Origin of the sequence: Nocardioides lianchengensis (assembly GCF_900101465.1) — a bacterium.
Taxonomy (GTDB): Bacteria; Actinomycetota; Actinomycetes; order Propionibacteriales; family Nocardioidaceae; genus Nocardioides; species Nocardioides lianchengensis.
The window spans coordinates 72,169-95,450 of the sequence record NZ_FMZM01000003.1 but is presented as its reverse complement, the minus strand read 5'-3'; the positions used below and the strand labels follow the sequence as shown (position 1 = coordinate 95,450).

The following is a 23,282-nucleotide window of genomic DNA, read 5'->3' as shown; positions in this document are numbered from 1 at the left end:
CGCCTGTCGTTGGCTCGTCGGGCCGCCCACTCGGAGCGGCGACGACGAGAGGGACGCACCATGCGCAGAAGCTGGGGGACCGCCACACTGGCGGCACTCGCGATCGGCACGCTCGGGATGACGGGCGGGGGTGACACGGCGACGGCCGCGCCGTCGGCCACGGAGAAGGGGATCGGCGCTGCGGCCGTCTCCGCGCTGCTGGCCCACCCGGCGGCCGCCCAGGCCACCGACGGGACCGCGTTCGCGGTCACCGACACCGTCACCGACGCCGATGGCGCCACCCACGTCCGGCTCGACCGGAGCTACCGCGGCCTGCGCGTCGTCGGCGGCGACCTGGTCGTCCACCGCGGCGCGGCCGGCACCTGGCGCGGCGTCAGCCGGACCCTCGACGACGCGCTCACCCTCACGACCGCGCCCGCGGTGGCGGCCACCGCCGCCGCGAGTCGCACCCTGGCGCCCGCGAAGGCGACGGCCGACATCGCCGGCCTGCGCACCGAGGGGAAGCCGGAGCTGGTCGTCGACTCGCTCGGCGCCGAGCCCCGCCTCGCCTGGGAGGTCACCACCCACGGCACCCAGGCCGACGGCACGCCGAGCGAGCTGGCGACGTACGTCGACGCCCGCACCGGCAAGGTCATCCGTCGCGTCGAGGGCATCCACACCGCCGACGGGTCGGGGCAGTCGCTCTACAGCGGCACCGTGCCGATCCAGGTCACGCAGTCCGGCTCGTCGTACACCCTGACCGACGCGACGCGCGGCAACGCCAAGACGACCGACATGCAGAACAAGGAGGACTCGATCCTCTGTCAGATCTTCCGCGCCGGCTGCACCAACGGCGTCGCCTACACGAGCACCGACACCTCGTTCGGCACCGGCAGCAACGCCAACCGCGAGTCGGCCGCCGTCGACGCTCATTACGGCGGCGCGAAGACCTTCGACTACTTCAAGCTGGTCCACGGCCGCAACGGCATCTTCGGCAACGGCACGGGCGCGCCGAGCCGGGTCCACTACGGCAACGGCTACGTCAACGCCTTCTGGGACGGCTCGAAGATGACGTACGGCGACGGTGACGGCACCGAGTTCGGTCCGCTGGTCTCCCTCGACGTCGCCGGCCACGAGATGAGCCACGGCGTCACCGAGAACACCGCCAACCTCACCTACTCCGGGGAGTCCGGCGGCCTCAACGAGGCCACCTCCGACATCTTCGGCACGATGGTCGAGTTCTACGCCGCCAACGGCAACGACCCGGGCGACTACCTGATCGGCGAGGAGTTCGACCTCGCGTCGCACTCCGGCTTCCGCCGGATGGACAACCCGATCGCCGACGGCAGCTCGCCCAACTGCTACAGCTCCAACACGAAGAACCTCGACGTCCACTACTCCTCGGGCGTCGGCAACCACTTCTTCTACCTGCTCGCCGAGGGCTCGGGCGCCAAGACGATCGGCGGCACGGCGCACAATTCGCCGACCTGCAACGGCTCCACCGTCGCCGGCATCGGCCGGGACGCCGCCGCGAAGATCTGGTTCCGCGCCCTGACCGTCTACATGACCTCGGGCACCACCTACGCCCAGGCCCGGACGGCGACGCTCAGCGCCGCCAGCGACCTGTACGGCGCCAGCAGCACCCAGCGCGCCGCCGTGGCCGCCGCGTGGAGCGCGGTCAGCGTCGGCTGATTCGCGGAGTCAGCAGAAATGGTGGGCCGAGTCAGCACTACTGGTGCTGACTCGGCCCACGACGCGAGGCCCGCACCGGAGCTTTCCGGTGCGGGCCTCGTCGGCTACTCGTCTGTTCGCGACCCTCGGTCGGGGTTTCGACACGCCCTATCACGACTTCGCAGGCTCAGTCGTGGGGCTGCTCAACCTCCCCGTCGGACGCCGTGAGCGACTCCGTCGCTCACGGCTCGACGGTGACCTTGATGGCTTGCCCGGACTTGACGATGTCGAAGGCGGAGAGGACGTCGTCGAGGGGGATGTGCTTGGTGATCAGGTCCTTGACCGGGACCTGGCCGGTGGAGATGTACTCCAGCGCCCGCTTGTTGTGGGCGGGGGAGGAGCCGTTGGCGCCGTGGACGTGCAGCTGGCGGTAGTGGATGACGTTGGAGTCGGCCTTGATGAACGGGTCGTTCTTGGGCAGGCCGCCGAAGAACGAGATCCGGCCCTGGCGCGCGGCCATCGAGATGGCCTGCTCCTGGGTGACGTTGGCCGGGGTGGCGGTGATGATCACGTCGGCGCCGCGGCCGTCGGTCAGCTCCATGACCTTGGCGACCACGTCCTCCTCGCTCGCGTTGATGACGTAGTCGGGGGAGACGGCGTCGGCGGACATCTTCAGCCGCTCGGCGTTGATGTCGACCAGGACGATCTTGCCGACCTTGTGGACGCCGCGGGCGATCCGGATGTGCATGCAGCCGATCGGGCCGGCACCGAAGACGACGGTGAAGTCGCCCTCCTCGATGCCGAGCTGCTCCTGGGCGTTGATCGCGCAGGCGAACGGCTCGGCGGCCGAGGCCTCGTCGTACCCGACGTTGTCGGGGATGCGGTTCAGGCCGTCGACCTTCAGCACCTGCTGGGGGACGATCATGTACTCGGCGAAGCCGCCGTCGTACTGATAGCCGACCGAGGTCTGGTTCTGGCAGACCTCCATCCAGCCCTTGCGACACTCGTGGCAGTCGCCGCACGGCACGGCGGCGATGACCTGGGTGCGGTCGCCGGGCTTCCAGTCGGAGCCGTACGTCGCGTTGACGTTGCTGCCGACCTCGACGATCTCGCCGGCGATCTCGTGACCGATGGTCCGCGGCGGCGTGAGGTTCTGGTGGCCGTTGTGGAAGATCTTCACGTCGGTGCCGCAGGTCGAGCAGTTCTTGACCTTCAGCTTGATCTCGTCGGGTCCGCACTCCGGCTCCGGCACGTCTTCGAGCCGGACGTCCTCGGGTGCGTAGAACCGCAGGGCCTTCATTCGCTTGTCCTCCTGTGACGACTGGTGGCGACGCTTGGCGGCGATCGCGAAGCGACGCTCCAGCGTAGCGCATCCATGTGGTTGTTCTTCCGAACGTGTTGTTTTGGAAGTCTTGACGCCGCCGACATCGAGGAATATAAAGGCATTCAAAGATGCTCGTGATTGGGGTCACACGAGCAGTTCAGCTCTGGAAAGAGGTCTCATGGCCAGCACCACATCCACGGTCGATCCGGTTTCCACCGGAGGCCCGAGCATGCGACTGCGCGTGCAGCGCTTCGGCACGTTCCTCTCGAACATGGTCCTGCCGAACATTGGGGCGTTCATCGCATGGGGCCTGATCACGGCCCTGTTCATCCAGACCGGCTGGATCACCCTGATCGGCGACAAGCTCTTCGGCTACACGCCGGGGGTGGAGGCCGGTCAGTACGACTACGGCTTCGTGTCGATGCTGGGCGGCTGGAACGGCGAGGACGACGGCATCGTCGGCTTCATGATCCGCTTCCTGCTGCCGCTGCTGATCGGCTACACAGGCGGCCGGATGATGTACGACGACAACATCCGCGGCGGTGTCGTCGGCGCGATCGCCACCTTCGGCGCCATCGCCGGCGCGGGCGTGCCGATGTTCCTCGGTGCGATGATCATGGGCCCGCTCGGCGGTTGGTCGATGAAGAAGCTCGACGCCATGTGGGCTCACAAGATCCGGCCGGGCTTCGAGATGCTGGTGAACAACTACTCGGCCGGCATCTGGGGCATGTTCCTGGCGATCGTCGGGTTCCTGGTCGCCGGTCCGTTCGTCGAGGCGTTCAGCGACGCTGCCGAGAACGTCGTCGACTTCCTCGTCGACCACAGCCTGATGCCGCTGGCCTCGGTCTTCATCGAGCCGGCCAAGGTGCTGTTCCTCAACAACGCCATCAACCAGGGCGTGCTCACTCCGCTCGGCACCAACGAGGCCGCCGAGTCGGGCAAGTCCATCCTGTTCCTGCTGGAGGCCAACCCGGGTCCGGGTCTCGGTCTGCTCCTCGCCTTCATGTTCTTCGGCAAGGGTGCGGCCAAGGCCTCGGCCCCCGGGGCGGCGATCATCCAGTTCGTGGGCGGCATCCACGAGATCTACTTCCCGTACGTGCTGATGAAGCCCAAGCTGATCCTGGCTCTGATCCTCGGCGGCGCGACGGGCATCGGCACCAACCTGATCTTCGACTCCGGCCTGCGTTCACCCGCGTCCCCCGGCTCGATCATCTCGGTGTGGCTCTCCTCGCCGCCCAGCTCGATCTTCGGCGTCACCCTCTCGGTCGTGCTCGCCGCGGCAGTGACCTTCGTGGTCGCCGCCGCGCTGCTGAAGACCGACAAGGCGGACGACGAGGGTGACCTGTCGGCGGCCACTGCGCAGATGGAGGCCACGAAGGGCAAGAAGTCGTCGGTCTCCTCGATGCTGACCGGCGGCGCGGCCGCGGGCTCGGGTCCGATCAGCTCGATCGTCTTCGCCTGCGATGCCGGCATGGGCTCGTCGGCGATGGGGGCCTCGGTCCTTCGCAAGAAGATCCAGGCCGCTGGCTTCGGTGAGGTCGTGGTCGTCAACAAGGCCATCTCCAACCTGACCGACACCTACGACCTGGTGGTCACCCACCAGGACCTCACCGCCCGGGCGCAGCAGCGGACCGGGTCGGCCATCCACGTGTCGGTCGACAACTTCATGGGCAGTCCCCGGTACGACGAGATCGTCGAACTGGTCCAGGAGCGCAACGGCGCCGGAGCCGGTGCACCCGTCGCCGACGAGGTGCCGGGCATCGACACCGGCGGGCTCCTCGACGCCGAGTCGATCGTGCTCGACGCCCCGGCCGAGAGCCGCGACGCGGCGATCACCCGGGCCGGTCAGCTGCTGGTCGCCGCCGGTGCCGCGGAAGCGTCGTACGTCGACGCGATGCACACGCGGGAGGAGTCGGTCTCGACCTTCATGGGCAACGGCCTGGCGATCCCGCACGGCACCAACGAGGCCAAGGCCGCCGTGCAGCGGACCGCGATCTCGTTCGTGCGCTACTCCGAGCCGGTCGAGTGGAAGAACAAGCAGGTGACCTTCGTCGTGGGCATCGCCGCCCTCGGTGACGACCACCTGAAGCTCCTGGGGCGGATCGCCGAGATCTTCCTCGACAAGGAGCAGGTCGCCCGCCTGGAGGCGGCGGCCACCCCGGACGAGGTGCTCCGGGTCCTGGGCGCGGTCCAGCCCGTCTGACCCTCCACTCCGCGGCCCCGGGCCGGCTCCCACGAGCCGGGTCGGGGCCGCGGTGCGTCTCCGGGTGGGCCGGTGAGAGTTTCATCGGCTGGCCGACGAACCTCACGCCTGGACGATGAACCTTTGTCGTCCCGGCGTGAGTTTTATCGGCTAGCCGATAAAACTCACCGCGGCCGCTCCGAACCAGGTCAGGCCCAGAGCCGGAGCAGGGCGGCGGTGGCGGCGGAGCCGAGCACCACGACCAGGAACGGCGCGCGGAGCAGCAGCAGTACGACGGCCGCGCCCAGCCCGGCGGCACGGGCGTCGAGCACCAGGCGCTGACCCTCGGTGAACACCTGGACGGCGACGAGAGCCGCGAGGAGCGCGACGGGGATCAGGTCCGCGACCCGCCGTACGACGGGCCGCTCGAGGACGGCCGCGGGGACGGAGAGTCCGGCGAGCTTGAGCAGGTAGCAGCCGAGGCCGGCCGCGAGGATCGCCGCCCAGACGCTCATCGCGGGCTCCGGGAGAGCACGCCGGCGAGCAGGGCGACCCCACCGGCCGCGAGCACGGGGACGCCGACGGCCACGGACGGGGCGACCCCCAGCGCGACGGCCGCAGCGAGGACCGCGATCACTCGGTTGCGCGGCTCGGCGAGGCGGGGCCAGAGCAGTGCCAGGAAGGCGCCGCCGACCGCGGCGTCGAGTCCGTAGGTGCGCGGGTCGCCGAGCGCCTGACCGGCGAGCGCGCCGACGAGGGTGAAGAGGTTCCACAGCACGAAGACCGACCAGCCGGTGACCAGGAACCCGGTCCGGGCCCGCGCGGTGGTGTCGCGGGTGACCGACATCGCGCTCGACTCGTCGATGAGCAGCTGGGCCGCGCCGAGGCGTCGTACGCCGGTCCAGGCCAGCAGGGGAGCGAGCCGGAGTCCGTAGAGGGTGTTGCGGGTGCCCAGCAGCAGCGCGGTGGCGGCGCCGGAGACAGGGGTCCCACCGCCGGCGAGCACGCCCACGAACGCGAACTGCGAGCCGCCAGTGAACATCAGCAGGGACAGCACGCAGGTCTGCGCGACGCTCAGCCCGGAGCCGACCGCGACCGCGCCGAACGAGACGCCGTACAGGCCGGTGGCGATCCCGACGCCGAGGCTGTCGCGGACGATCCCGGCGCGCTGCGGGTCGGGACCGTCCGGGCGGGGCTCAGCGACGGGACCGGGCGCGGACGTGCGCGGGCGTGCGCTGGTGGAAGTCGTGGAGGAGCAGGTACGACGCCGCCGCGCCCAGGAGGGCGCCGAGGAGCGCGCCGGCACCGATGGCGACCGGAACGCGGGAGAAGTGCGCCACCCAGGCGCCGCCGGTCACGCCGGCGAGCAGGACGGTGACCAGGACGAGCAGGCTGTGCAACCGGGGCAACGGGCCGATCATGTGCTCCATCGTGCCCCCGTCGGCTGCGAAATCAAGGGCCCGCTCAGACCAGTGCGGTGTGCAGCCGGACCTGCTTGACCAGGGTGCTGCCCTCGCCGTCCAGGTCGAGCTCGCGGTGGGCGCCGTCCGCGGCCCAGCCCGCCTCGACGAGGAAGCCGCGGAGCCGGTCGTCGGACGCGACCGCCCAGGTCACGGCCCGGGTGAACCGGTCGGCGACCATCGTGTCGGCCACCGCCTGCAGGAGCCGGGAGCCGTGTCCCTTGCCGCGCTCGGCGGCGTCGACGGTCAGCTCGCTCAGCTCGCCGTCGGCGACCGGGTCGCAGTCGGGGTCCGCGGCCGGGCCGGTGATCGCGAAGCCGCAGACGCGGTTGCGCTCGAGGGCGACCAGGACCCGGTGGCGGGCGTCGCGCGGGCGGGTGAGCGCCCCGTGCCACAGCTCGGCGGCCTGCGCCGTGGCCTCCGGTCCGGACGGGAGGGCGTCCGCGGGCACCAGCCCGCCGTACATCTCGGGCCAGGCGCGGAGCTGGAGGTCGGCGATCGCGGGGGCGTCGTCCGCCCAGGCCACGCGGACGGAGACGTCGGGGCCGGGAGTGGTCACCGGGGCATCTTGTCAGGCGGGCTAGGTTCGCCGACATGGAGATCCGCAACCTCGGCAGGAGTGGCCTGAAGATCTCGGCCATCTCGTACGGCAACTGGCTCACCCACGGCTCCCAGGTCGAGGAGGACGCGGCCACCGCCTGCGTCCGCCAGGCCCTGGACGAGGGCATCACCACCTTCGACACCGCCGACGTCTACGCGAACACCGCCGCGGAAACGGTGCTCGGCAAGGCCCTGAAGGGGGAGCGGCGCGAGGGCCTGGAGATCTTCACCAAGGTCTTCTTCCCGACCGGTCCGAAGGCGCACAACGACCACGGCCTCTCGCGCAAGCACATCCTCGAGTCGATCGAGGGCTCGCTGCGCCGGCTCGGCACCGACCACGTCGACCTCTACCAGGCGCACCGCTACGACCACGAGACGCCGCTGGAGGAGACGATGGAGGCCTTCGCCGACGTCGTCCGCTCCGGCAAGGCGCTCTACATCGGGGTCTCGGAGTGGCGGGCCGAGGAGCTCCGGGCCGCGCACGCGCTGGCCCGCGAGCTCCGGATCCCGCTGGTGTCCAACCAGCCGCAGTACTCGATGCTCTGGCGGGTCATCGAGGAGGAGGTCGTGCCGACCTCCGAGGAGCTCGGCATCGGCCAGATCGTCTGGTCGCCGATCGCGCAGGGCGTGCTGACCGGCAAGTACCAGCCGGGCCAGCCCCACCCCGAGGGCTCGCGCGCGACCGACGACAAGGGCGGCGCGGACATGATCAGCCGCTGGCTGCGTGACGACGTCCTGGAGCGGGTGCAGCGGCTGGCGCCGATCGCGGCCGACGCCGGGCTCACCATGGCCCAGCTCGCTGTGGCCTGGGTGCTGCAGAACGACAACGTGTCGTCGGCCATCATCGGCGCCAGCCGGCCCGAGCAGGTCACCGACAACGTCAAGGCCGCCGGGGTGCGGCTCGACGCCGACGTGCTGGCCGCCATCGACGACGTGGTCGGCCCGGTCGTCGAGCGCGACCCGGCCAAGACGCAGTCGCCGCAGCGGCGCGACTTCGGCTGATCAGCCGACCGGCTGGCCCGCCTGCGCGCGGGTCAGCCGGACCGCGCCGACGCAGGAGAGCACCAGGCCGAGCACGACCGACCACCACCACCCCTCGCGCACGCCGTCCCCGAGCAGCGCGACGCCGATGAACGCCGGCACGAAGGTCTGGCCGACGATCATCGGCGCGGTCGTGGCGGAGATCGAGCTGCCGGCCATGCCGCGGGAGTAGAGCCAGAAGGCCACCAGGCTCAGCGACGGTACGGCGAGCGCGGCCAGCACCGTGCCCGCGTCGATCGGCGTTCCGACCCCGCGGACCGCGATCGCGGAGCCGGCGTACCCCAGCCCGGCGAGGGTGCCGAGCCCGGCACCGCCCAGGCGTCCGCCGAGCGTCGAGGCCGCCGCGAGCAGCGCGACGCCGGCCCACAGCGACAGCACGAACTCGGCGTCCGTGCGGACCGAGCCGGCCTCGCCCGAGCCCAGCGAGAGCAGCACCAGCCCGCCGGTGACCAGGCCGATCGACGACCACTGGGCGCCGTCGAGATGCTCGGCGAGGCGCCGCGAGGCGAACGCGGTCACCGGGAGCGACATCGCGATGGTGGCCTGGGCCAGGTAGAGAGGGAGCAGCCAGATGGCGACCGCGTGCAGCAGGAAGCCGAGCAGGTAGGCGAGCAGGACCGCCCAGGTCCACGCGTCGCGGACCGAGGTGCGCACGAACTCCGCGAGCCGGTCGGGCGACGCGGAGGTGCGCCGTACGCCGTGGGCCTGCGCGACCGCGGCGACGCCGAAGACGAAGGCGCTGAGCAGCCCGGCCGCCAGGCCGTAGACCTGGTCGGTGGTCACCGGGTGCGCGTCAGCGGTAGGTCTCGGGGAGCTGCGAGCCGATCTTGACCTGCGGCTTCGGCATCCGCAGGAAGCGCGGGTTCAGCGCGCGGCTGATCGCGTAGTAGCTGGTGCCCTTGGTGCTCTCCTCCGGGAACCGCGCGGCCAGCTCGCGGCGCAGCCGCAGCCGGAGCCGGAAGATGTCGAAGACCAGCATCAGCAGGGTGGCGAGCAGCAGGAAGCTGCTCAGCTCCATCAGGCTGTCGACGCCGGTGTAGCCGAGGATCATCGAGACGATGAGCAGCGGGAACAGGATGTCGAGGAACGTGAACCGGCAGTCCACGAAGTCCCGGACGAACCGGCGCATCGGCCCCTTGTCGCGCGGCATGTAGTAGCGCTCGTCGCCCGTCTTCATCGCCGTCCGCACCTGCTGGCTGGACTCGGCCCGAGCGAGGCGCTGGGCCGCGGCGATCTCCTTGCGGGTGCGGGGCGTCTTGGCGCGAGCCCGCGCGGCGGCCTCGGCCTCCTTGCGGCTGGGGGTGGGTCGACCCTTGCCGCCGGGCTTGACCTCGGCGGACTCGGGGGACGGGGACTCGATCTTGCTGCGACGGAACAACGCTGGCCTTCTGAGGGTCTGTCGGGCGGTACGACGGGCTCGGCCACTCTACCGGCGCCTCCGGTGCCGGGTCGCCCGACCTTGGCGATCGGTCATAGGGTGAGGGCAACGTGGCGGCAGCGTTGAACACCACCGAGAGGGACCCCCATGAGCCTGATGAAGCGCGTGAGCCTGATCTTCAAGTCCAAGGCCCACAAGGCCCTCGACCGCGCCGAGGACCCGCGCGAGACCCTCGACTACAGCTACCAGCGTCAGCTCGACCTGCTGTCCAAGGTGCGCCGCGGTGTTGCCGACGTGGTCACCAGCCGCAAGCGGGTCGAGCTCCAGATCAAGCAGCTGGAGCAGCAGCAGGCCAAGCTGCAGACGCAGGCGCAGCAGGCCATCGACATGAACCGTGAGGACCTGGCCCGCGAGGCGCTGACCCGCAAGTCGGGCCTGACCGGCCAGATCAACGACCTCACGGTGCAGCTGGAGCAGCTCCAGGGCGAGGAGGAGAAGCTCACCCGCGCCCAGCAGCAGCTGCAGGCGAAGGTCGAGGCCTTCCGCACCCGCAAGGAGACGATCAAGGCCACCTACACCGCGGCCGAGGCGTCGACCCGCATCAACGAGGCCATGTCCGGCATCGGCGACGAGATGGGCGACGTCGGCCAGGCGATCCAGCGGGCCGAGGACAAGACCCAGCAGATGCAGGCCCGGGCCGGCGCCATCGACGAGCTGATCGCCTCCGGCGTGCTCGACGACGCGAGCTCGGTCAACCGCGGCGACGACATCGCCCGCGAGCTGGAGGCGATGAGCTCCCAGTCCGAGGTCGAGGCCGAGCTGGCCCGGCTCAAGGGCGGACCCTCGAGCCCGCCGGCCGCCCTCGAGGCGGGCGAGGAGCCCGGCACCGCCGGCAACGGCATCGCCTACGAGGCCACGGAGCGGCCCACCGAGGAACCCCGCTGACGCTCACAGGAACCTCTTGGGAAGACCCCGGAGAATAGGGGCATGGCACACAGCCGTTTCCTCCCCGACCGCGGGCTCACCGCCCGGATGACCCTTGTGATGTTCCTGCTGGGCGGCCTGTTCGTCGTGCTGATCGTGGGCGTGATGCTCGCGGTCCGCTCGCCGGGGCTGGCGGTGATCGTGGGTCTCGTCGGCCTCGGGATCGCCTGGTACCAGTGGTACTCCTCGGACACCGTCGCCATGAAGGCCATGCGGGCCCGCGAGGTCACCCCCGAGCAGGCGCCCGAGCTGCACGGCATGATTGACCGGCTCTGCGCCATGGCCGACATGCCGAAGCCGCGCGTCGGCATCGCCGACATGGCGATCCCCAACGCGTTCGCCACCGGTCGCTCCCCGGAGCGCTCGGTCGTCTGCGTCACCACCGGCATCCTCAACACGCTCACCGCCGAGGAGCTCGAGGGCGTCCTCGCCCACGAGCTGTCCCACGTCGCCCACCGCGACGTGCTGGTGATGACGGTCGCCTCCAGCGCCGGCATCGCGGCCGGCATGCTCACCCAGGGCGCCCAGTACGGCGCGCTGTTCGGCGGCGGCCGCCGCGACAACAACAACAACGGACTGCCGGTCTGGCTGCTCGTGCTGATCGTCAGCATGCTGGTCTACGCCGTCAGCTTCGTGCTGCTGAAGCTGCTCTCGCGCTACCGCGAGATGTCCGCCGACCGGGCCGGCGCCTACCTCACGATGAAGCCCCAGGCCCTCGCCTCGGCCCTGCAGAAGATCACCGGCGAGATGAACGCGATCCCCCAGAAGGACCTGCGCGCCTCGCAGGCCATGAACGCCTTCTTCATCGCTCCGGCGATCAAGGGCGTCTCGCTGCGCACCCTCACCTCGACCCACCCGACGCTGGAGCAGCGGCTCGAGCAGCTCGCGGAGATCCAGGCGGACCTGAGCCGGCGTACTCCCTGATGGGCCTCTGGGACTCCCTCCTCGGCCGGACGAAGCCGAAGCAGGCCAACCTGGACGCGCTGTTCGGCGTCCCGAACGCTGCCGTGACGCTCGAGACCACGCTCGGCCTGGTGCCGACCGGCGACGGCTCGGTCTGCTACCGCGGCGCCTCCGGGGTGGCCTTCGCCGAGACCGAGCGCGACCTGGTCGAGCTGATCCGCAGCACCGGCGACGCCCCCGAGGTGCGGGTCACCGGCGACGGGTTCGGCTTCACCTGGGTCGAGGTCGACCGCGAGCCGGGCTCCGGCGTCGAGGGTCTCTGCACCAGCCTGCACGCGGTCAACACCAGCCTGGAGGCCCAGGGCTTCGGGCCGGGGCTGCTGTGCACCCTGGTCACCTTCGAGGACCCCGCAGGCCGCCACGTCGGCCTGGTCTACCTCTACAAGCAGGGCACGTTCTACCCGTTCGTGCCGACCGGTCCGCAGCAGCGCGACAACCTCACCGAGATCCAGATCCGCGACGCGCTGCGCGGCGAGCTCCCGATCGAACCCGACCTGTCGCGCTGGCTGGCCGTCTGGGGCGCCCCGGGGCTCACAGGCTCCTCCTAGGTTCGGCCCACCGCCGGCACAGTCCCGCCGACGAGCCTCCTCCTGACGGGCCCGCCCAGGGTCCGCGGACGCTCGTCGGAGGGATCGCACGTGCCCAGGTTGTTCCGCAGGATCTGGCGGGGGAGGACGCGGCACTGGCTCGCGGTCCCCGTCGTACTGCTCCTCGCCACCGGCGCTACCGGTGCCTGGCTGCTGACGCGGGGGGAGGAGTCGGCCGCGGTCGAGCCGACCACGGCGACGGTCTCGGCCGAGACCGTCCGCGAGACGGTCGCGGCGACCGGCACCGTCAGTCCGGCCCGCAGCGCCGACCTCGACTTCGAGGTCTCCGGGACCGTGACCCGGGTCTTCGTCGCCGAGGGCGACCGGGTGAGGAAGGGCCAGGCCCTGGCCCGGGTCGACGCCAGCGCGCTGGTGGCCCAGCGGACCGCGGCGATCGCGACCCTCGACGCGGCGTACACCCAGCTCGACGAGGACCAGGACGCCGGCGCCTCGGACACCCAGCTCGCGGCCGACCAGGCCGCCATCGTCGCCGCCGAGGGCTCGGCCGAGGAGGCCCGTGCGGCCGTCCGAGACGCGACCCTGCGCGCCACGATCGGCGGCACCGTCGTCAGTCTCGACCTCGCGAAGGGCGACGTCGTCGGCTCGGGCGGCGGGTCGTCGGCAGGCGGTGGGGCCAGCACGGGGTCGAGCACCACCGTCACCACGACCACCAGTGCGGTGAGCATCGTGTCGACCAAGCGGTTCGTGGTCGAGGCGACCGTCGCCGCGGCCGACGTCGAGAAGGTGACGGAGGGCCTGCAGGCCGAGATCACCCCCAACGGCGCGACCGAGGTCGTCTACGGCACGGTCAGCGACGTCGGGCTGGTGGCCGAGGCCAACAGCAGCGGCGCCGCGGTCTTCCCGGTCAGCGTCGAGGTCACGGGGACCCAGGACGGCCTCTACGCCGGCACCTCCGCGGACGTCTCGATCATCGTCAAGCAGACCGAGGGCGTGCTGACCGTCCCGAGCCGGGCCCTCACGACCGAGGACGACGCGACGTACGTGACCAAGGTGGTCGACGGCGAGGAGGTGAAGACCGAGGTCGAGACCGGGACGGCGTACGGCATGACGACGGAGGTCGTCTCCGGTCTCGTGGAGGGTGACGTCGTCGAGATCCCGGGCTTCACCCGCCCCACCGGCGGCGGCGAGGGTGACGGCGGCCAGCAGATGCCGGACTTCGGCGGCGGCCAGATGCCGGACTTCGGCGGTGGCCAGATGCCCGGCGGCAGCTTCCCCGGGGCCCCCTCGTGAGCGGCATCATCGAGCTCGAGGGGGTCCGCAAGACCTACCGCTCGGGCAGCATCGAGTTCGAGGCCCTGCGCGGCATCGACACCACCATCGCCGAGGGCGAGTACGTCGCCGTCATCGGCCCGTCCGGCTCCGGCAAGTCGACGCTGATGAACATCCTGGGCTGCCTCGACACCCCGTCCGAGGGCCGCTACCTGCTCGCCGGCGAGGACGTGTCCCAGATGGGCGAGGCCCAGCTCGCCGAGGTCCGCAACCGGCGGATCGGCTTCGTCTTCCAGCAGTTCAACCTGCTGGCGATGCTGCCCGCCTGGCGCAACGTCGAGCTCCCGCTCGTGTACGCCGGCGTGCCCCGAGCCGAGCGCCGCGAGCGCGCCGTCGCGGCCCTGGGCCGGGTCGGCCTGGCCGACCGGATCGACAACCGCCCGGGTGAGCTGTCCGGCGGCCAGCAGCAGCGCGTCGCCGTCGCCCGGGCCCTGGTCACCGAGCCCGCGATGATCCTGGCCGACGAGCCCACCGGCAACCTCGACTCGCAGTCGACCACCGACGTGCTCGCCCTGCTCGACGAGCTGCACGCGGCCGGCCGCACGATCGTCCTGATCACCCACGAGCACGAGGTCGCGGCGCGGGCGAGCCGCAACCTGGTCATCCGCGACGGCGCGATCACCTCCGACGAGCCGGTCGGGGCTCTGGCATGAACTGGTTCGAGACCTTCCGGGCCGGCGCCGAGGCGGTGCGCGCCCACCGGCTGCGGTCGGTCCTGACCATGCTCGGCATCGTCATCGGCATCTCGTCGGTGATCCTCACCGTCGGGCTGGGGCAGGGGGCCCAGGACCAGGTGCGCCAGCAGATCAGCGCGCTCGGCAGCAACCTGCTGATCGTCTCGCCCGGCAGCAGCACCGACTCCAGCGGCCTGCGCGGCGGCTTCGGCTCCGCGTCCACGCTGACCCTCCAGGACGCGACCGCCATCGGCGACGACAGCGTCGTACCGGACGCGGCGCGGGTCGCGCCGACCACCTCGACCTCGACCGCGCTGGCGGCGGGGGAGACCAACTGGACCAGCTCCGTGGTCGGGACGACGACCAGCTGGCTCGACGTCCGGGCCCGCGACCTGTCGGCGGGGCGCTTCTTCACCGAGGCCGAGGTGGAGCAGGCCGCCGACGTCGTCGTCCTCGGCCCCGACACGGCCAGCGAGCTGTTCGAGCGTGGTAGCCCGGTCGGTCAGACGGTCACCGTCGACAGCACCCCGATGACCGTGATCGGCGTCCTGGAGTCGTCGGGCGCCTCGTCGTCGGGCACCAGCGAGGACGACCAGGCGGTCGTGCCGATCAGCACGGCCAAGCGACTCACCGGTACGGCGACCTCCTCGGTCTCCACGATCTACGTCGAGGCCGCGTCGGCCGACGCGCTGACCGCGGCGTACCAGGAGATCAACGCGCTGCTACTCACCCTGCACGGGGTGGGCGCCGACGAGGCCGACTTCTCCATCTCGACGCAGGACTCGCTGGTCGAGACCGCGAACTCGACCAACGAGACGCTCACCGTGCTGCTCGGCGGCATCGCCGCGATCTCCCTGCTGGTCGGCGGCATCGGCGTCATGAACATCATGCTCGTCTCCGTCACCGAGCGGGTCCGCGAGATCGGGCTGCGCAAGGCGCTCGGCGCGACGCCCCGGGTCATCCGGCGGCAGTTCCTCGTCGAGGCCTCGCTGCTCGGCTTCACCGGCGGCCTGGTCGGCGTCCTGGTCGGCGTCGTCGGCGCCCAGGTGCTGCCCGGCCTCATCGACCAGCCGGTCTCGATCTCGCTCGTCGCCACCCTCGGCGCCATCGGCACCGCCCTGGCGCTCGGCATCGGGTTCGGTGTCTACCCCGCGAGCCGGGCGGCCCGACTCACCCCCATCGACGCGCTGCGCAGCGAATGAGCAGCGTGCGTCCCCACCGAGAGGAACCCCGTCACATGTTGCTCCACCGTGTCTCCCGGGCCGCCCGCGGCACCGCCTGCTCCGTGCTCGTCCTGGTCACCCTCGCCGCCTGCGGCGGCGGGAGCATGTCGGCCACCGACAGCACCCCGACCGAGTCGGCGGCCGCGGCCCCGGCCGGGGGTGCCGGCGGCGCCGGCGGGGGGATGCCCGGGGCTCCCGGCGCCTCGGGCACCATCGCCGCGGTCAGCGGCAGCACGCTGCAGGTGCAGAGCGAGAGCAGCGGGCAGGTGGCGGTGAGCTGGACCGACGCCACCACCTTCTCCGAGCAGGTCGCCGGGACGCTGGCCGACGTCGCGGTCGGCAGCTGCGTGATGGTCCAGTCCGACGCCGAGGCGGAGGAGGGGTCCCCGGTCACCGCCACGGCGGTCCGGATCTCCGAGGCCCAGGACGGCGAGTGCACGGGCGGCTTCGGCGGTGGACCGGGCGGCGGCGAGCGTCCCGAGGGCATGCCCACGGACCTGCCGACTGACCTGCCGACTGACCGGCCGACCGACATGCCCGGGGGAGGACGTGGCTTCGGCGGCGGCACCTTCGGCGCGGTGACCGCGGTCAGCGCCACCGGGTTCACCGTCGAGGCCCCGGACAGCAGCGTCGAGGTCACGGTCGCCGCGGCGACGACGTACGCCACGACGGCGACGGCTGACGCCTCGGCCGTCGAGGTCGGCCGCTGCGCCACCGCCCAGGGCGAGGCCGACGACACCGGCGCCGTGACGGCGACCCGGATCAGTGTCAGCGACCCGGTCGACGGCGCGTGCAGCAGCGGCCGCGGCTTCGGCGGCCCCCCGGCCGACGGGACCGACTCGTGAGGGCGGTACGACGCGCTGGCGCCGCCGCCGTCACGCTCGCGGTCGTCGGGGGCGGGTACGCCGCCTACGCCGCCGCAGCCGAGCCGGCGGCGGCCTACCGGACCGCTGCCGTGAGCGTCGCCGACGTCGAGGAGACGCTGGCGCTGTCCGGCACCCTCGCGCCCGCCGGACGCGCCGACCTGGCCTTCGGCACCGACGGCACCGTCGCGTCGGTGACCGCGGAGACCGGCAGCACGGTGGAGGCCGGGGACGTCCTGGCCCGGCTCGACCGGAGTGCGCTGCGCCGGGCTGTGCGCCAGGCCGCCTCGTCGGTCGCGTCGGCGAAGGCCCAGCTGGAATCCGACGAGGACGCCCAGTCCGACACGGTGAGCGCCGCGACCACGGCGGCGGCGTCGTCGGACGGTTCCTCGTCGGGGACCACGGCCTCGGGCGGCGGCGCCGACCAGCCGACCCAGCAGGAGACCCCGTCCCCGACCGCGCAGCAGTCCGAGGAGCCGGCCGACGAGCAGACGCCGGCCGGCCCCGACGTGAGCGACACGATGGCCGCGGCCCTCGCCCGGCTCGCGAAGCAGCAGCAGGCGGTCACCTCGTCCCAGTCCACCGCGTCGGCGGCCCTCGCGGACGCCCAGACCGCGCTGGCGGCCCAGACGACGGCCTGTGCCGACGCCTTCCAGGCCAACCCGACCGACGGTCCGGAGCCCACCGACGGCTCGACCGAGGCTCCAGCGGAGGAGGAACCCGACCCGGCCGACGCCGCCTGCACCGCGGCGCTCGCCACCGTCCAGACGGCCCAGGACACGGTCGCGACCGCGCAGGTCGACCTGCAGGCCGCGCTCGAGACGCTGGCGGGCACCCTGACTGGGGCGGTCGACACACTGGCCGACACGGTCGATGCCGCCGACGGCTCGTCCGGCGGTTCCGGGACCGGCGGGTCGCCTGCGCAGGCGAGCGAGGACGACGACGCCGACAGCGACACCCCGACCACCCCGACCACCCAGCAGACCCAGCAGACCCAGCAGACCCAGCAGGCCGAGCAGCCCACGACCGGCTCGACCGGCTCCACGGGCGCGACCGGCGGGGCCGGGGGGAGTGCCTCCGGTGGTTCGTCCGGTCCGTCCGGCACCGTCACCGCGGCCACCCTGGCCCGCGATCAGGCCTCGATCGACGAGGCTCGGGCTGAGCTGGTGGCCGCCCGGCAGGCGCTGGCCTCGGCCACCCTGCGGGCGCCGTACGACGGGACGGTGGTCGACGTCGCCACCGAGCGCGGCGCCGACACGACGGCCGGGACGACCGTCCTGACGGTGGTCGCCCACGGCACCACCACCGTCGAGGTGGCGGCGACCGAGGCCCAGATGCGCCAGCTCGAGGTCGGCCAGGCTGCGACCGTGCTGCCGGCCGGCGCCGAGGACGCGCTGGCCGGCCAGGTCACGGCCGTCGGCGCGCTGCCCGACACGTCGTCCGGCACTACGACGTACCCCGTCACCGTCACGCTCGACGGCGAGGACCTCGGCCTGCCCACCGGGGCGACCGCGGCGGTCGCCGTGGTCGTCGGGACGGCCGAGGGCGTCCTCACCGTGCCGACCTCGGCCCTGTCCTCGGGCAGCGTGCTCGTGGTCGACGGCGACACCGCGACCCGGACCCGGGTCGAGACGGGTCTGGTCGGGACCGCCCGGACCGAGGTGACCTCCGGGCTCGACGAAGGGCAGCGGGTCTCGCTCGCCGATCTCTCCGCAGCCCTGCCGAGCGGGGACACGGACAGCGAGACGACGTTCGGAACCGGTGGCGGTCTGGGCGGAGGCCGCGGCGCCGGGGGCGGCGGCTTCGGCGGAGGCAGCGGGATGCCGGTGCGGCCGGGCGGCTGATCCGGACCCCGGTCCGGCCTGGCTACACTCCGGGCCGGAGGGCGTCGACAGCAGAAGGAGCCGGCCCGTGACCCTGAGCGTCACCACGGACGAGGTGCGCGTCGCCCAGATCGGGCGCTACCAGGTGGTCACGCGACCGCCACGCAGCGACCTCGTCTCCCTGGTCGAGATCGCCGCCCAGGTGGCCGACGTGCCGATGGCGACGATCAACCTGATCACCGACACCGAGCAGCACCAGATCGCCACGGCCGGCTTCGCGGCCTCGGTCTGCGCCCGCGAGGACTCGATGTGCAACGTCGTCTTCCAGGGCGGCGTCCCGGTGATCGTCCCCGACGCGAGCCAGGACGATCGGTTCCGGGACAACCCCTTCGTGACCGGCGTCATCGGCGACGTCCGGTTCTACGCGACCCACCCGCTGCGGACCCCCGAAGGCACGCTGATCGGCACCCTCTGCGTGTTCGACACCGTGGTCCGCTCGCTCTCCGACGCCCAGGAGGCCGCGCTGGTCCATCTGGCCGACCGGGTGGTCGACCTGCTGGAGCTGGAGCTGCGCACCCGCGAGCTCAGCACCACGGTCGAGGACCTGCGCGACACCCAGGCCGAGCTCGAGCGGTCCAACGAGGTGCTGGCTGCGTTCGCGGGGCAGGTGGCCCACGACCTGCGCAACCCGCTGTCGGCGGTGACCATGTCGCTGAGCCTGATCGCCGAGGAGAGCGAGGAGGAGGGCGGCGACACCTTCCTCATCGACCGGGCCACGAGCGGGGCCCAGCGGATGCAGGACCTCATCGACGACCTGCTCAGCTTCGCCCGGCTCGGAGGCGAGCTCAGCCGGGTGCCGGTCGACCTCGCCGCCGTCCTCGGCGACGTGCGCGAGGACCTCGCCACCGCGCTGGCGGGCGCGACCGTCGAGGTCGGCGACCTTCCGGTCGTCACCGGGGACCCGGTGCAGCTGCGCGCCGTTCTGCAGAACCTGATCGCCAACGCCGCGAAGTTCGTCCGCGCGGGCCAGCCGGCCCACATCGAGATCGACAGCACCCGTCTCGGCGACCACTGGCGGGTCGAGGTGTGCGACCGCGGCCCCGGCATCCCGGCCGACCAGCAGGAGCGGGTCTTCCAGCCGCTGGCGCGGGTGAGCACCGAGGTCGAGGGGTCCGGCATCGGCCTGGCCACCTGCCGCCGCATCGTCGAGGCGCACGGGGGCCGGATCGGCCTCAACGACGCGGCGTACGGCGGCACCTGCGCCTGGTTCGAGCTCCCCGCCTGAGCGCCGGTGCGTTTGTCCCGGACGGGCCCCGGGAACACCCCGACGGTGAGTAGCGCGCGACGTCGTCCGGTGGTCCTCGGCATCGCGGTGGTGACCGTGCTGACCGTGCTCGTCCTGCTGCTCCTGCGGCTCACGGGTGTCGAGCGCGCCGACGCAGGGACCGTGATCCCGGCGGCCGGCGACGTCGACGGGCGCACCGTGACGGTCCAGGTCCCGGTCGGCGCGATCGAGCTCACCGTGGGCGACTCGGTCGAGTCGGTGTCCGCCGATGCGTCCTCCGACGGCGAGGACCATGCCGCGCCGCGCTCGGGCGGCCTGGTGCCGGTCCGGATATCCTTCGACGCCCGCTCGGCCCCGGCCGGCCTGCTGGGGGTGCTGGGTGGCACCCCGCTGCCCACCTCGCTGACGCTGGTCGCCGGCGACGAGCGTCACGAGCTCCCCGCGCCGTACGCCGTCAGCGGGCCCGGCACCACCTCCGGCACCGCCCGCAGCTATTACGTGGCCGTCGACGACGCCGACGGCACCCGCCTCGAGGTGACGTACGACGGGGTCGCGCAGAGCGTCGACGTCGACTCGGGCGAGCTCGACCCCGGCCGTGCCGCCGCGCTGTACGACGTCCCCGACCAGATCCCCTCCGCGGACTGCCCCGCGACCGGCTGGGAGCCCGCCGGGACGCAGCTGCGGCTGACCTGCAGCACAGCCGGACCGCAGCTGACCGCCTACGACCCGGAGCTCGGCTGGGCCGAGGACGGCCGCGCCTGGCTGGTCGCCGGCCTCGACCTCTCCCTGCAGGCCGTCCAGCTGCCGGTGGACGGCACCCCGGTCGCCTACCTCCCGCGTGGGGCCGCCGAGGTCGAGCTGACCCTCGACGGGGAGGCCGCGGCCCGCACGGTGCGCGCGGACGCCTCGGGCGGCCTCGGTGTCTGGGACGTGCCGGCGGGCTCGAGCGGCGCGTTGACCGTGAGCGTCACCCAGGGGCTCGAGAAGGCCGACGATGGCGCGTCCGGCCCGCGGGACCGCTCGGTGACCCTGACCCGGACCCTCGGCTGAGGTCGCTCACGCCGTCGCCGACTCGGCCGCCCTGCGCGGCTAGCCGTTCTCGCCGAGTCGGAGCCATGCGTCGGGATCGACGCGGGGGATGCACGGATGAAGGTCCGCGCCCTTCAACCGGGCGGCGCTCATCGCCGCGACGAGGTCCTGTCTGACCAGCGTCGCCCGGAAGGCCTTGCCCCCGGAGCCGTACCACTGCTCACTCATCGCGATCGGTCCCTGGGGTGGCGCGACGGGACCGGGAGCGAAGTCGGTCAGTCCGACACGCCACTTGAACTGCTCGCAGGTCTCGCACCGTTCACCGGCCTGGCGGTACTCGTCCAGCGCGACCACCTCGTCGATCACGAGCTGCACGGCGTTGCCGATCGTCGAGCCGCCACGCATCAGCACCTCCCGGCTGCCGATACCGAACGGCTCGAAGACCTCGCGGTAGGCCTGCGGCTCCACGAACCAGGCGTCGTAGACCCACACCATCTGAGTGAGCGAGCGACGACCCCATTTCGGGGCGACCTTCATGCGGAAGGGCGCCGCCTGTCTCGTCCCGATCCAGCAGGTGGGGCAGGCGGACGTCAGGTCGTAGGTGCGCTCGCGATAGGTGCTCTCCGGCTGCGGGTAGCCGTTGGTCGAGGTGCCCAGGAGATGACACCACTCGGCCCGCGCGATTTCCTGGGCGCTGAACTTCACTCCTCGTTGGACAGTGATCCCCAGCTCCGCGGTCAAGGCGAGGAACTCCTCCCACATCGCCGAGCGGCTGTCCGTCTCGAAGACCATGAGCCCCTCGCCGTCCCTCGCCGGCGTGAGCGCTGTGAGGCGAGACGCGCGTGGGTCGTCACTGCAGAGGACGACCCGGGCGGTTCGGAGCACACGTCATGATCGCACCACCTTCAGCCGGTAACCGCCCGTTCCGTGGGGGAGTCGAGCCTGGCATCAGGTGGTGACCTACTCGACGGGTGCCGAGCGACCCAAGGGTTTCGCGACGCGGTGGCCGGCGATGAGGCCTACCCGTAGATCTCGTCCTTGAGTCGCCGAATCTGGCGGAACTGGTCCTCGATGAGGTCGTGGCCGGCGGCGGCGACGGCGGCGCAGAACCCCGCCTCGTCGTACGCCGCGAGCGTGCCGGGCTCCAGGTCGACCGTCCAGGACTCCATCCCGGCCGCGGTCACCCGGATCCGCCCGTCGGGCGAGCTGCCGGAGGCGACGATGCTCGCCCGCCCGGCGGTGAACGAGAGGTCGCGCGCGCCGTACGACGAGGACTCGCGGGTGACGGTCCGACCGAACGCCCGGCTGCGCAGCTCGTAGTAGGCGCGGGTGCGCTGCACGAACGCGAGCCGGGCGAGCTGGGTGAGCTGGCGGGACAGCTCGGTCTCGGTGACCTGGTCGTAGTAGCCGGGCGCCAGGGTCACGGTCAGGCTGCTGCGGCCCCGGATCCGGACGCCGACCCGACCGTCCGGCGTCGACGCATGGGCGTCGAGGTCGGCGAGCGGGTCGCGCCGGCCGCCGGGTGGTGTGCCGAGGACGACGGGAGCAGGCTGGTTCATCGCGGCACGCCCATGTCGTCGCGGATGTCACCGGGACCGGAGTCCGCCAGGTCGGGCCGGGGCGCGACGAAGAGGCTGCGGTTGACGGCCAGGATGTTGTTGAGGTCGACCATGGAGTCGTAGACCTTCTGCTCGGCCTTCGAGATCTCGGACTTCAGCTCCCGGAGCGCCTCGCGCATCGCGTCGCAGACGGCCTCGGGCGACTCGCCGGCCATCGGCAGCTCGGGCGGGTCATCGGTGTTGCCGATGGCGGCGCCGCCGATCGACAGCGCACCGCCGACGGCGGTGAAGGCCAGGGTGGAGGCGCCGCCGGTGAACGGGATGGCGGCGATCGCCACCACGGCCCCCGCGACCGTGAAGGCCATCGACCACTCGTTCTTGCCGCAGTCGTCCATGTGTTCCAGCGCGGTGAGGGTGTCCTCGGCGATCTGGTCGACGTTGGCGCGCGCGGCGTGCCACAGCGACTTCTCGGCCTCCAGCGCGCCCTTGACGTAGCTGGCGGCCAGGAACTGGTTGGTGGTGATCGACTCGAAGGTGTCGACGAAGTTCTGCTTGAAGGCCATCGCGGCGACGCCGGTCCAGCGGGCGAGGTAGTCGGAGCTGGTGTCCATCCCGTCGAGGACGAGGTTGGCCGGCACGGGGGAGCCGCTGGCCGGGTCGGTGGTGTCCTCGGCGCCCGCGGAGAGGCGGGCCTGGACGTTCTCCATCCCGGTGATCGCGCCGTCGAAGGACGTCGGGTCGGGCAGCCAGGTGAAGGGCGAGAACAGCTCGGGGATGTCGTCGTACTTGCCGTCGATCTCGGCCATGTCACGGTCGACCATGTCCTGCGACGACGTCGTCTGGGTAGCCGTCCCGCCGGGGTCGCCGTAGTTGGTGGGCTGATTGTCGGCGTAGCTGTAGCCCGCCGGGGGCATCCAGGTGCCGTCGCCCATGTCGGTGTAGCCCAGGCGGGTCAGCTCCCACTCCTTGGCCTTGCGGACGATCTCGGTCGCGTGCGCGCCCAGCTCCTCGTAGCTCATCAGCCCAGCTCCGCCTTGCGCTTCTCGAACTCGGCCCGGGCCGCCTCGTCGCTGGCGGCGTAGGTGTTCGCCGCCAGCACCAGCGCGGTGCCGGTGTCGCGCAGGTTGCGCCCGGTCTCGGCCAGCCGGTCGTCGAGCATGTTGGCGCACGCCGACCAGATGGCGAACGGACCGTTCGCCCCGAGGCCGATGCTGGCGTCGCGGTTGAACGCCCACTCGACCGAGGTGGAGTCGATGCTCTCGGCCGCGCTGTCGAACTCCGCGGCCATCGTCGGGTAGAGGCTGTTGCCGGCGTTCCACAGCTCGTAGCAGTCCACGCCCAGCTCGGTGCCTGTGTCGGCCACGAGA

The 23,282-nt window shown here is 72.1% G+C and carries 24 protein-coding genes; 13 read left to right on the top strand and 11 right to left on the bottom strand.

The window, feature by feature from the left end:
* Positions 1 to 60 precede the first annotated feature (60 nt).
* The gene (locus BLT76_RS06355) at positions 61 to 1,671 is read left to right on the top strand and encodes a M4 family metallopeptidase (RefSeq protein ID WP_090852505.1); all 1,611 of its coding nucleotides are present in this window, start codon (positions 61 to 63) and stop codon (positions 1,669 to 1,671) included.
* 220 nt (positions 1,672 to 1,891) lie between these two features.
* On the opposite strand, the gene BLT76_RS06350 is transcribed toward BLT76_RS06355, so the two are convergent.
* A complete protein-coding gene (locus BLT76_RS06350) occupies positions 1,892 to 2,950 on the bottom strand; it encodes a zinc-dependent dehydrogenase (protein WP_090852502.1) in 1,059 nt (352 codons plus the stop codon).
* Positions 2,951 to 3,203: 253 nt separating this feature from the next.
* On the opposite strand from BLT76_RS06350, the gene BLT76_RS06345 reads away from it, so the two are divergent.
* Positions 3,204 to 5,177, top strand: a complete 1,974-nt coding sequence (locus tag BLT76_RS06345) for a PTS mannitol transporter subunit IICBA (RefSeq protein WP_244509287.1) — start codon at positions 3,204 to 3,206, stop codon at positions 5,175 to 5,177.
* 188 nt (positions 5,178 to 5,365) lie between these two features.
* Here the strand turns inward: BLT76_RS06345 and BLT76_RS06340 are convergent, their stop codons facing one another.
* From BLT76_RS06340 to BLT76_RS06325, 4 genes are read right to left on the bottom strand one after another with little or no spacing between them, the layout of a single operon-like run.
* Entirely contained in the window at positions 5,366 to 5,671 is a 306-nt protein-coding gene (locus BLT76_RS06340; RefSeq protein ID WP_090852496.1) for an AzlD domain-containing protein, read from the bottom strand.
* Positions 5,668 to 6,462: an AzlC family ABC transporter permease gene (locus BLT76_RS06335; RefSeq protein WP_090852493.1), complete on the bottom strand. Its 795-nt coding sequence runs from the start codon at positions 6,460 to 6,462 to the stop codon at positions 5,668 to 5,670. Before BLT76_RS06335 ends, BLT76_RS06340 begins: the two co-directional genes overlap by 4 nt.
* On the bottom strand, positions 6,353 to 6,586 hold the full coding sequence (locus BLT76_RS06330) for a hypothetical protein (protein WP_170866960.1): 234 nt from the start codon (positions 6,584 to 6,586) through the stop codon (positions 6,353 to 6,355). Before BLT76_RS06330 ends, BLT76_RS06335 begins: the two co-directional genes overlap by 110 nt.
* Positions 6,587 to 6,620: 34 nt before the next feature.
* On the bottom strand, positions 6,621 to 7,175 hold the full coding sequence (locus BLT76_RS06325) for a GNAT family N-acetyltransferase (protein WP_090852486.1): 555 nt from the start codon (positions 7,173 to 7,175) through the stop codon (positions 6,621 to 6,623).
* 35 nt (positions 7,176 to 7,210) lie between these two features.
* Here BLT76_RS06325 and BLT76_RS06320 point away from each other — a divergent pair, with 35 nt between their 5' ends.
* Positions 7,211 to 8,218: an aldo/keto reductase family protein gene (locus BLT76_RS06320; RefSeq protein WP_090852483.1), complete on the top strand. Its 1,008-nt coding sequence runs from the start codon at positions 7,211 to 7,213 to the stop codon at positions 8,216 to 8,218.
* On the opposite strand, the gene BLT76_RS06315 is transcribed toward BLT76_RS06320, so the two are convergent.
* Positions 8,219 to 9,040 carry a hypothetical protein gene (locus tag BLT76_RS06315; RefSeq protein ID WP_090852480.1) on the bottom strand — a complete coding sequence of 274 codons (822 nt, stop codon included), beginning with the start codon at positions 9,038 to 9,040 and terminating at the stop codon, positions 8,219 to 8,221.
* Positions 9,041 to 9,050: 10 nt separating this feature from the next.
* Positions 9,051 to 9,635, bottom strand: coding sequence for a DUF3043 domain-containing protein (locus BLT76_RS06310; protein WP_090852476.1), 585 nt, complete (start codon positions 9,633 to 9,635; stop codon positions 9,051 to 9,053).
* A gap of 147 nt (positions 9,636 to 9,782) precedes the next feature.
* On the opposite strand from BLT76_RS06310, the gene BLT76_RS06305 reads away from it, so the two are divergent.
* The 10 genes from BLT76_RS06305 to BLT76_RS06260 all read left to right on the top strand — a co-directional run bounded on the left by BLT76_RS06305 (position 9,783) and on the right by BLT76_RS06260 (position 20,377).
* A complete protein-coding gene (locus BLT76_RS06305) occupies positions 9,783 to 10,580 on the top strand; it encodes a PspA/IM30 family protein (RefSeq protein ID WP_090852472.1) in 798 nt (265 codons plus the stop codon).
* 42 nt (positions 10,581 to 10,622) lie between these two features.
* Positions 10,623 to 11,543 carry a zinc metalloprotease HtpX gene (htpX, locus tag BLT76_RS06300; RefSeq protein ID WP_090852469.1) on the top strand — a complete coding sequence of 307 codons (921 nt, stop codon included), beginning with the start codon at positions 10,623 to 10,625 and terminating at the stop codon, positions 11,541 to 11,543.
* A complete protein-coding gene (gene pspAB, locus BLT76_RS06295) occupies positions 11,543 to 12,130 on the top strand; it encodes a PspA-associated protein PspAB (RefSeq protein WP_090852466.1) in 588 nt (195 codons plus the stop codon). The genes htpX and pspAB overlap by 1 nt, the downstream gene beginning before the upstream one ends.
* A gap of 90 nt (positions 12,131 to 12,220) precedes the next feature.
* Positions 12,221 to 13,420 carry an efflux RND transporter periplasmic adaptor subunit gene (locus tag BLT76_RS06290; RefSeq protein ID WP_139175434.1) on the top strand — a complete coding sequence of 400 codons (1,200 nt, stop codon included), beginning with the start codon at positions 12,221 to 12,223 and terminating at the stop codon, positions 13,418 to 13,420.
* A complete protein-coding gene (locus BLT76_RS06285) occupies positions 13,417 to 14,112 on the top strand; it encodes an ABC transporter ATP-binding protein (RefSeq protein ID WP_090852460.1) in 696 nt (231 codons plus the stop codon). The genes BLT76_RS06290 and BLT76_RS06285 overlap by 4 nt, the downstream gene beginning before the upstream one ends.
* Positions 14,109 to 15,335, top strand: coding sequence for an ABC transporter permease (locus tag BLT76_RS06280; RefSeq protein WP_090852457.1), 1,227 nt, complete (start codon positions 14,109 to 14,111; stop codon positions 15,333 to 15,335). The genes BLT76_RS06285 and BLT76_RS06280 overlap by 4 nt, the downstream gene beginning before the upstream one ends.
* Positions 15,336 to 15,370: 35 nt before the next feature.
* On the top strand, positions 15,371 to 16,201 hold the full coding sequence (locus BLT76_RS06275; protein WP_090852453.1) for a DUF5666 domain-containing protein: 831 nt from the start codon (positions 15,371 to 15,373) through the stop codon (positions 16,199 to 16,201).
* Entirely contained in the window at positions 16,198 to 18,063 is a 1,866-nt protein-coding gene (locus BLT76_RS06270) for an efflux RND transporter periplasmic adaptor subunit (RefSeq protein WP_139175433.1), read from the top strand. Before BLT76_RS06275 ends, BLT76_RS06270 begins: the two co-directional genes overlap by 4 nt.
* A gap of 67 nt (positions 18,064 to 18,130) precedes the next feature.
* Complete coding sequence (locus BLT76_RS06265; protein WP_090852446.1) at positions 18,131 to 19,327, top strand: sensor histidine kinase; 1,197 nt, start codon at positions 18,131 to 18,133, stop codon at positions 19,325 to 19,327.
* A 45-nt stretch (positions 19,328 to 19,372) separates the two neighbouring features.
* Complete coding sequence (locus BLT76_RS06260; protein ID WP_139175432.1) at positions 19,373 to 20,377, top strand: hypothetical protein; 1,005 nt, start codon at positions 19,373 to 19,375, stop codon at positions 20,375 to 20,377.
* Between the two features lie 39 nt (positions 20,378 to 20,416).
* On the opposite strand, the gene BLT76_RS06255 is transcribed toward BLT76_RS06260, so the two are convergent.
* The 4 genes from BLT76_RS06255 to BLT76_RS06240 form a co-directional block, all read right to left on the bottom strand.
* Positions 20,417 to 21,148 carry a hypothetical protein gene (locus BLT76_RS06255; protein WP_139175431.1) on the bottom strand — a complete coding sequence of 244 codons (732 nt, stop codon included), beginning with the start codon at positions 21,146 to 21,148 and terminating at the stop codon, positions 20,417 to 20,419.
* Between the two features lie 227 nt (positions 21,149 to 21,375).
* Positions 21,376 to 21,915, bottom strand: a complete 540-nt coding sequence (locus BLT76_RS06250; protein ID WP_090852437.1) for a hypothetical protein — start codon at positions 21,913 to 21,915, stop codon at positions 21,376 to 21,378.
* Entirely contained in the window at positions 21,912 to 22,934 is a 1,023-nt protein-coding gene (locus tag BLT76_RS06245; RefSeq protein ID WP_090852434.1) for a hypothetical protein, read from the bottom strand. The genes BLT76_RS06250 and BLT76_RS06245 overlap by 4 nt, the downstream gene beginning before the upstream one ends.
* Entirely contained in the window at positions 22,934 to 23,278 is a 345-nt protein-coding gene (locus BLT76_RS06240; protein WP_090852431.1) for a hypothetical protein, read from the bottom strand. The genes BLT76_RS06245 and BLT76_RS06240 overlap by 1 nt, the downstream gene beginning before the upstream one ends.
* Positions 23,279 to 23,282: the final 4 nt, after the last annotated feature.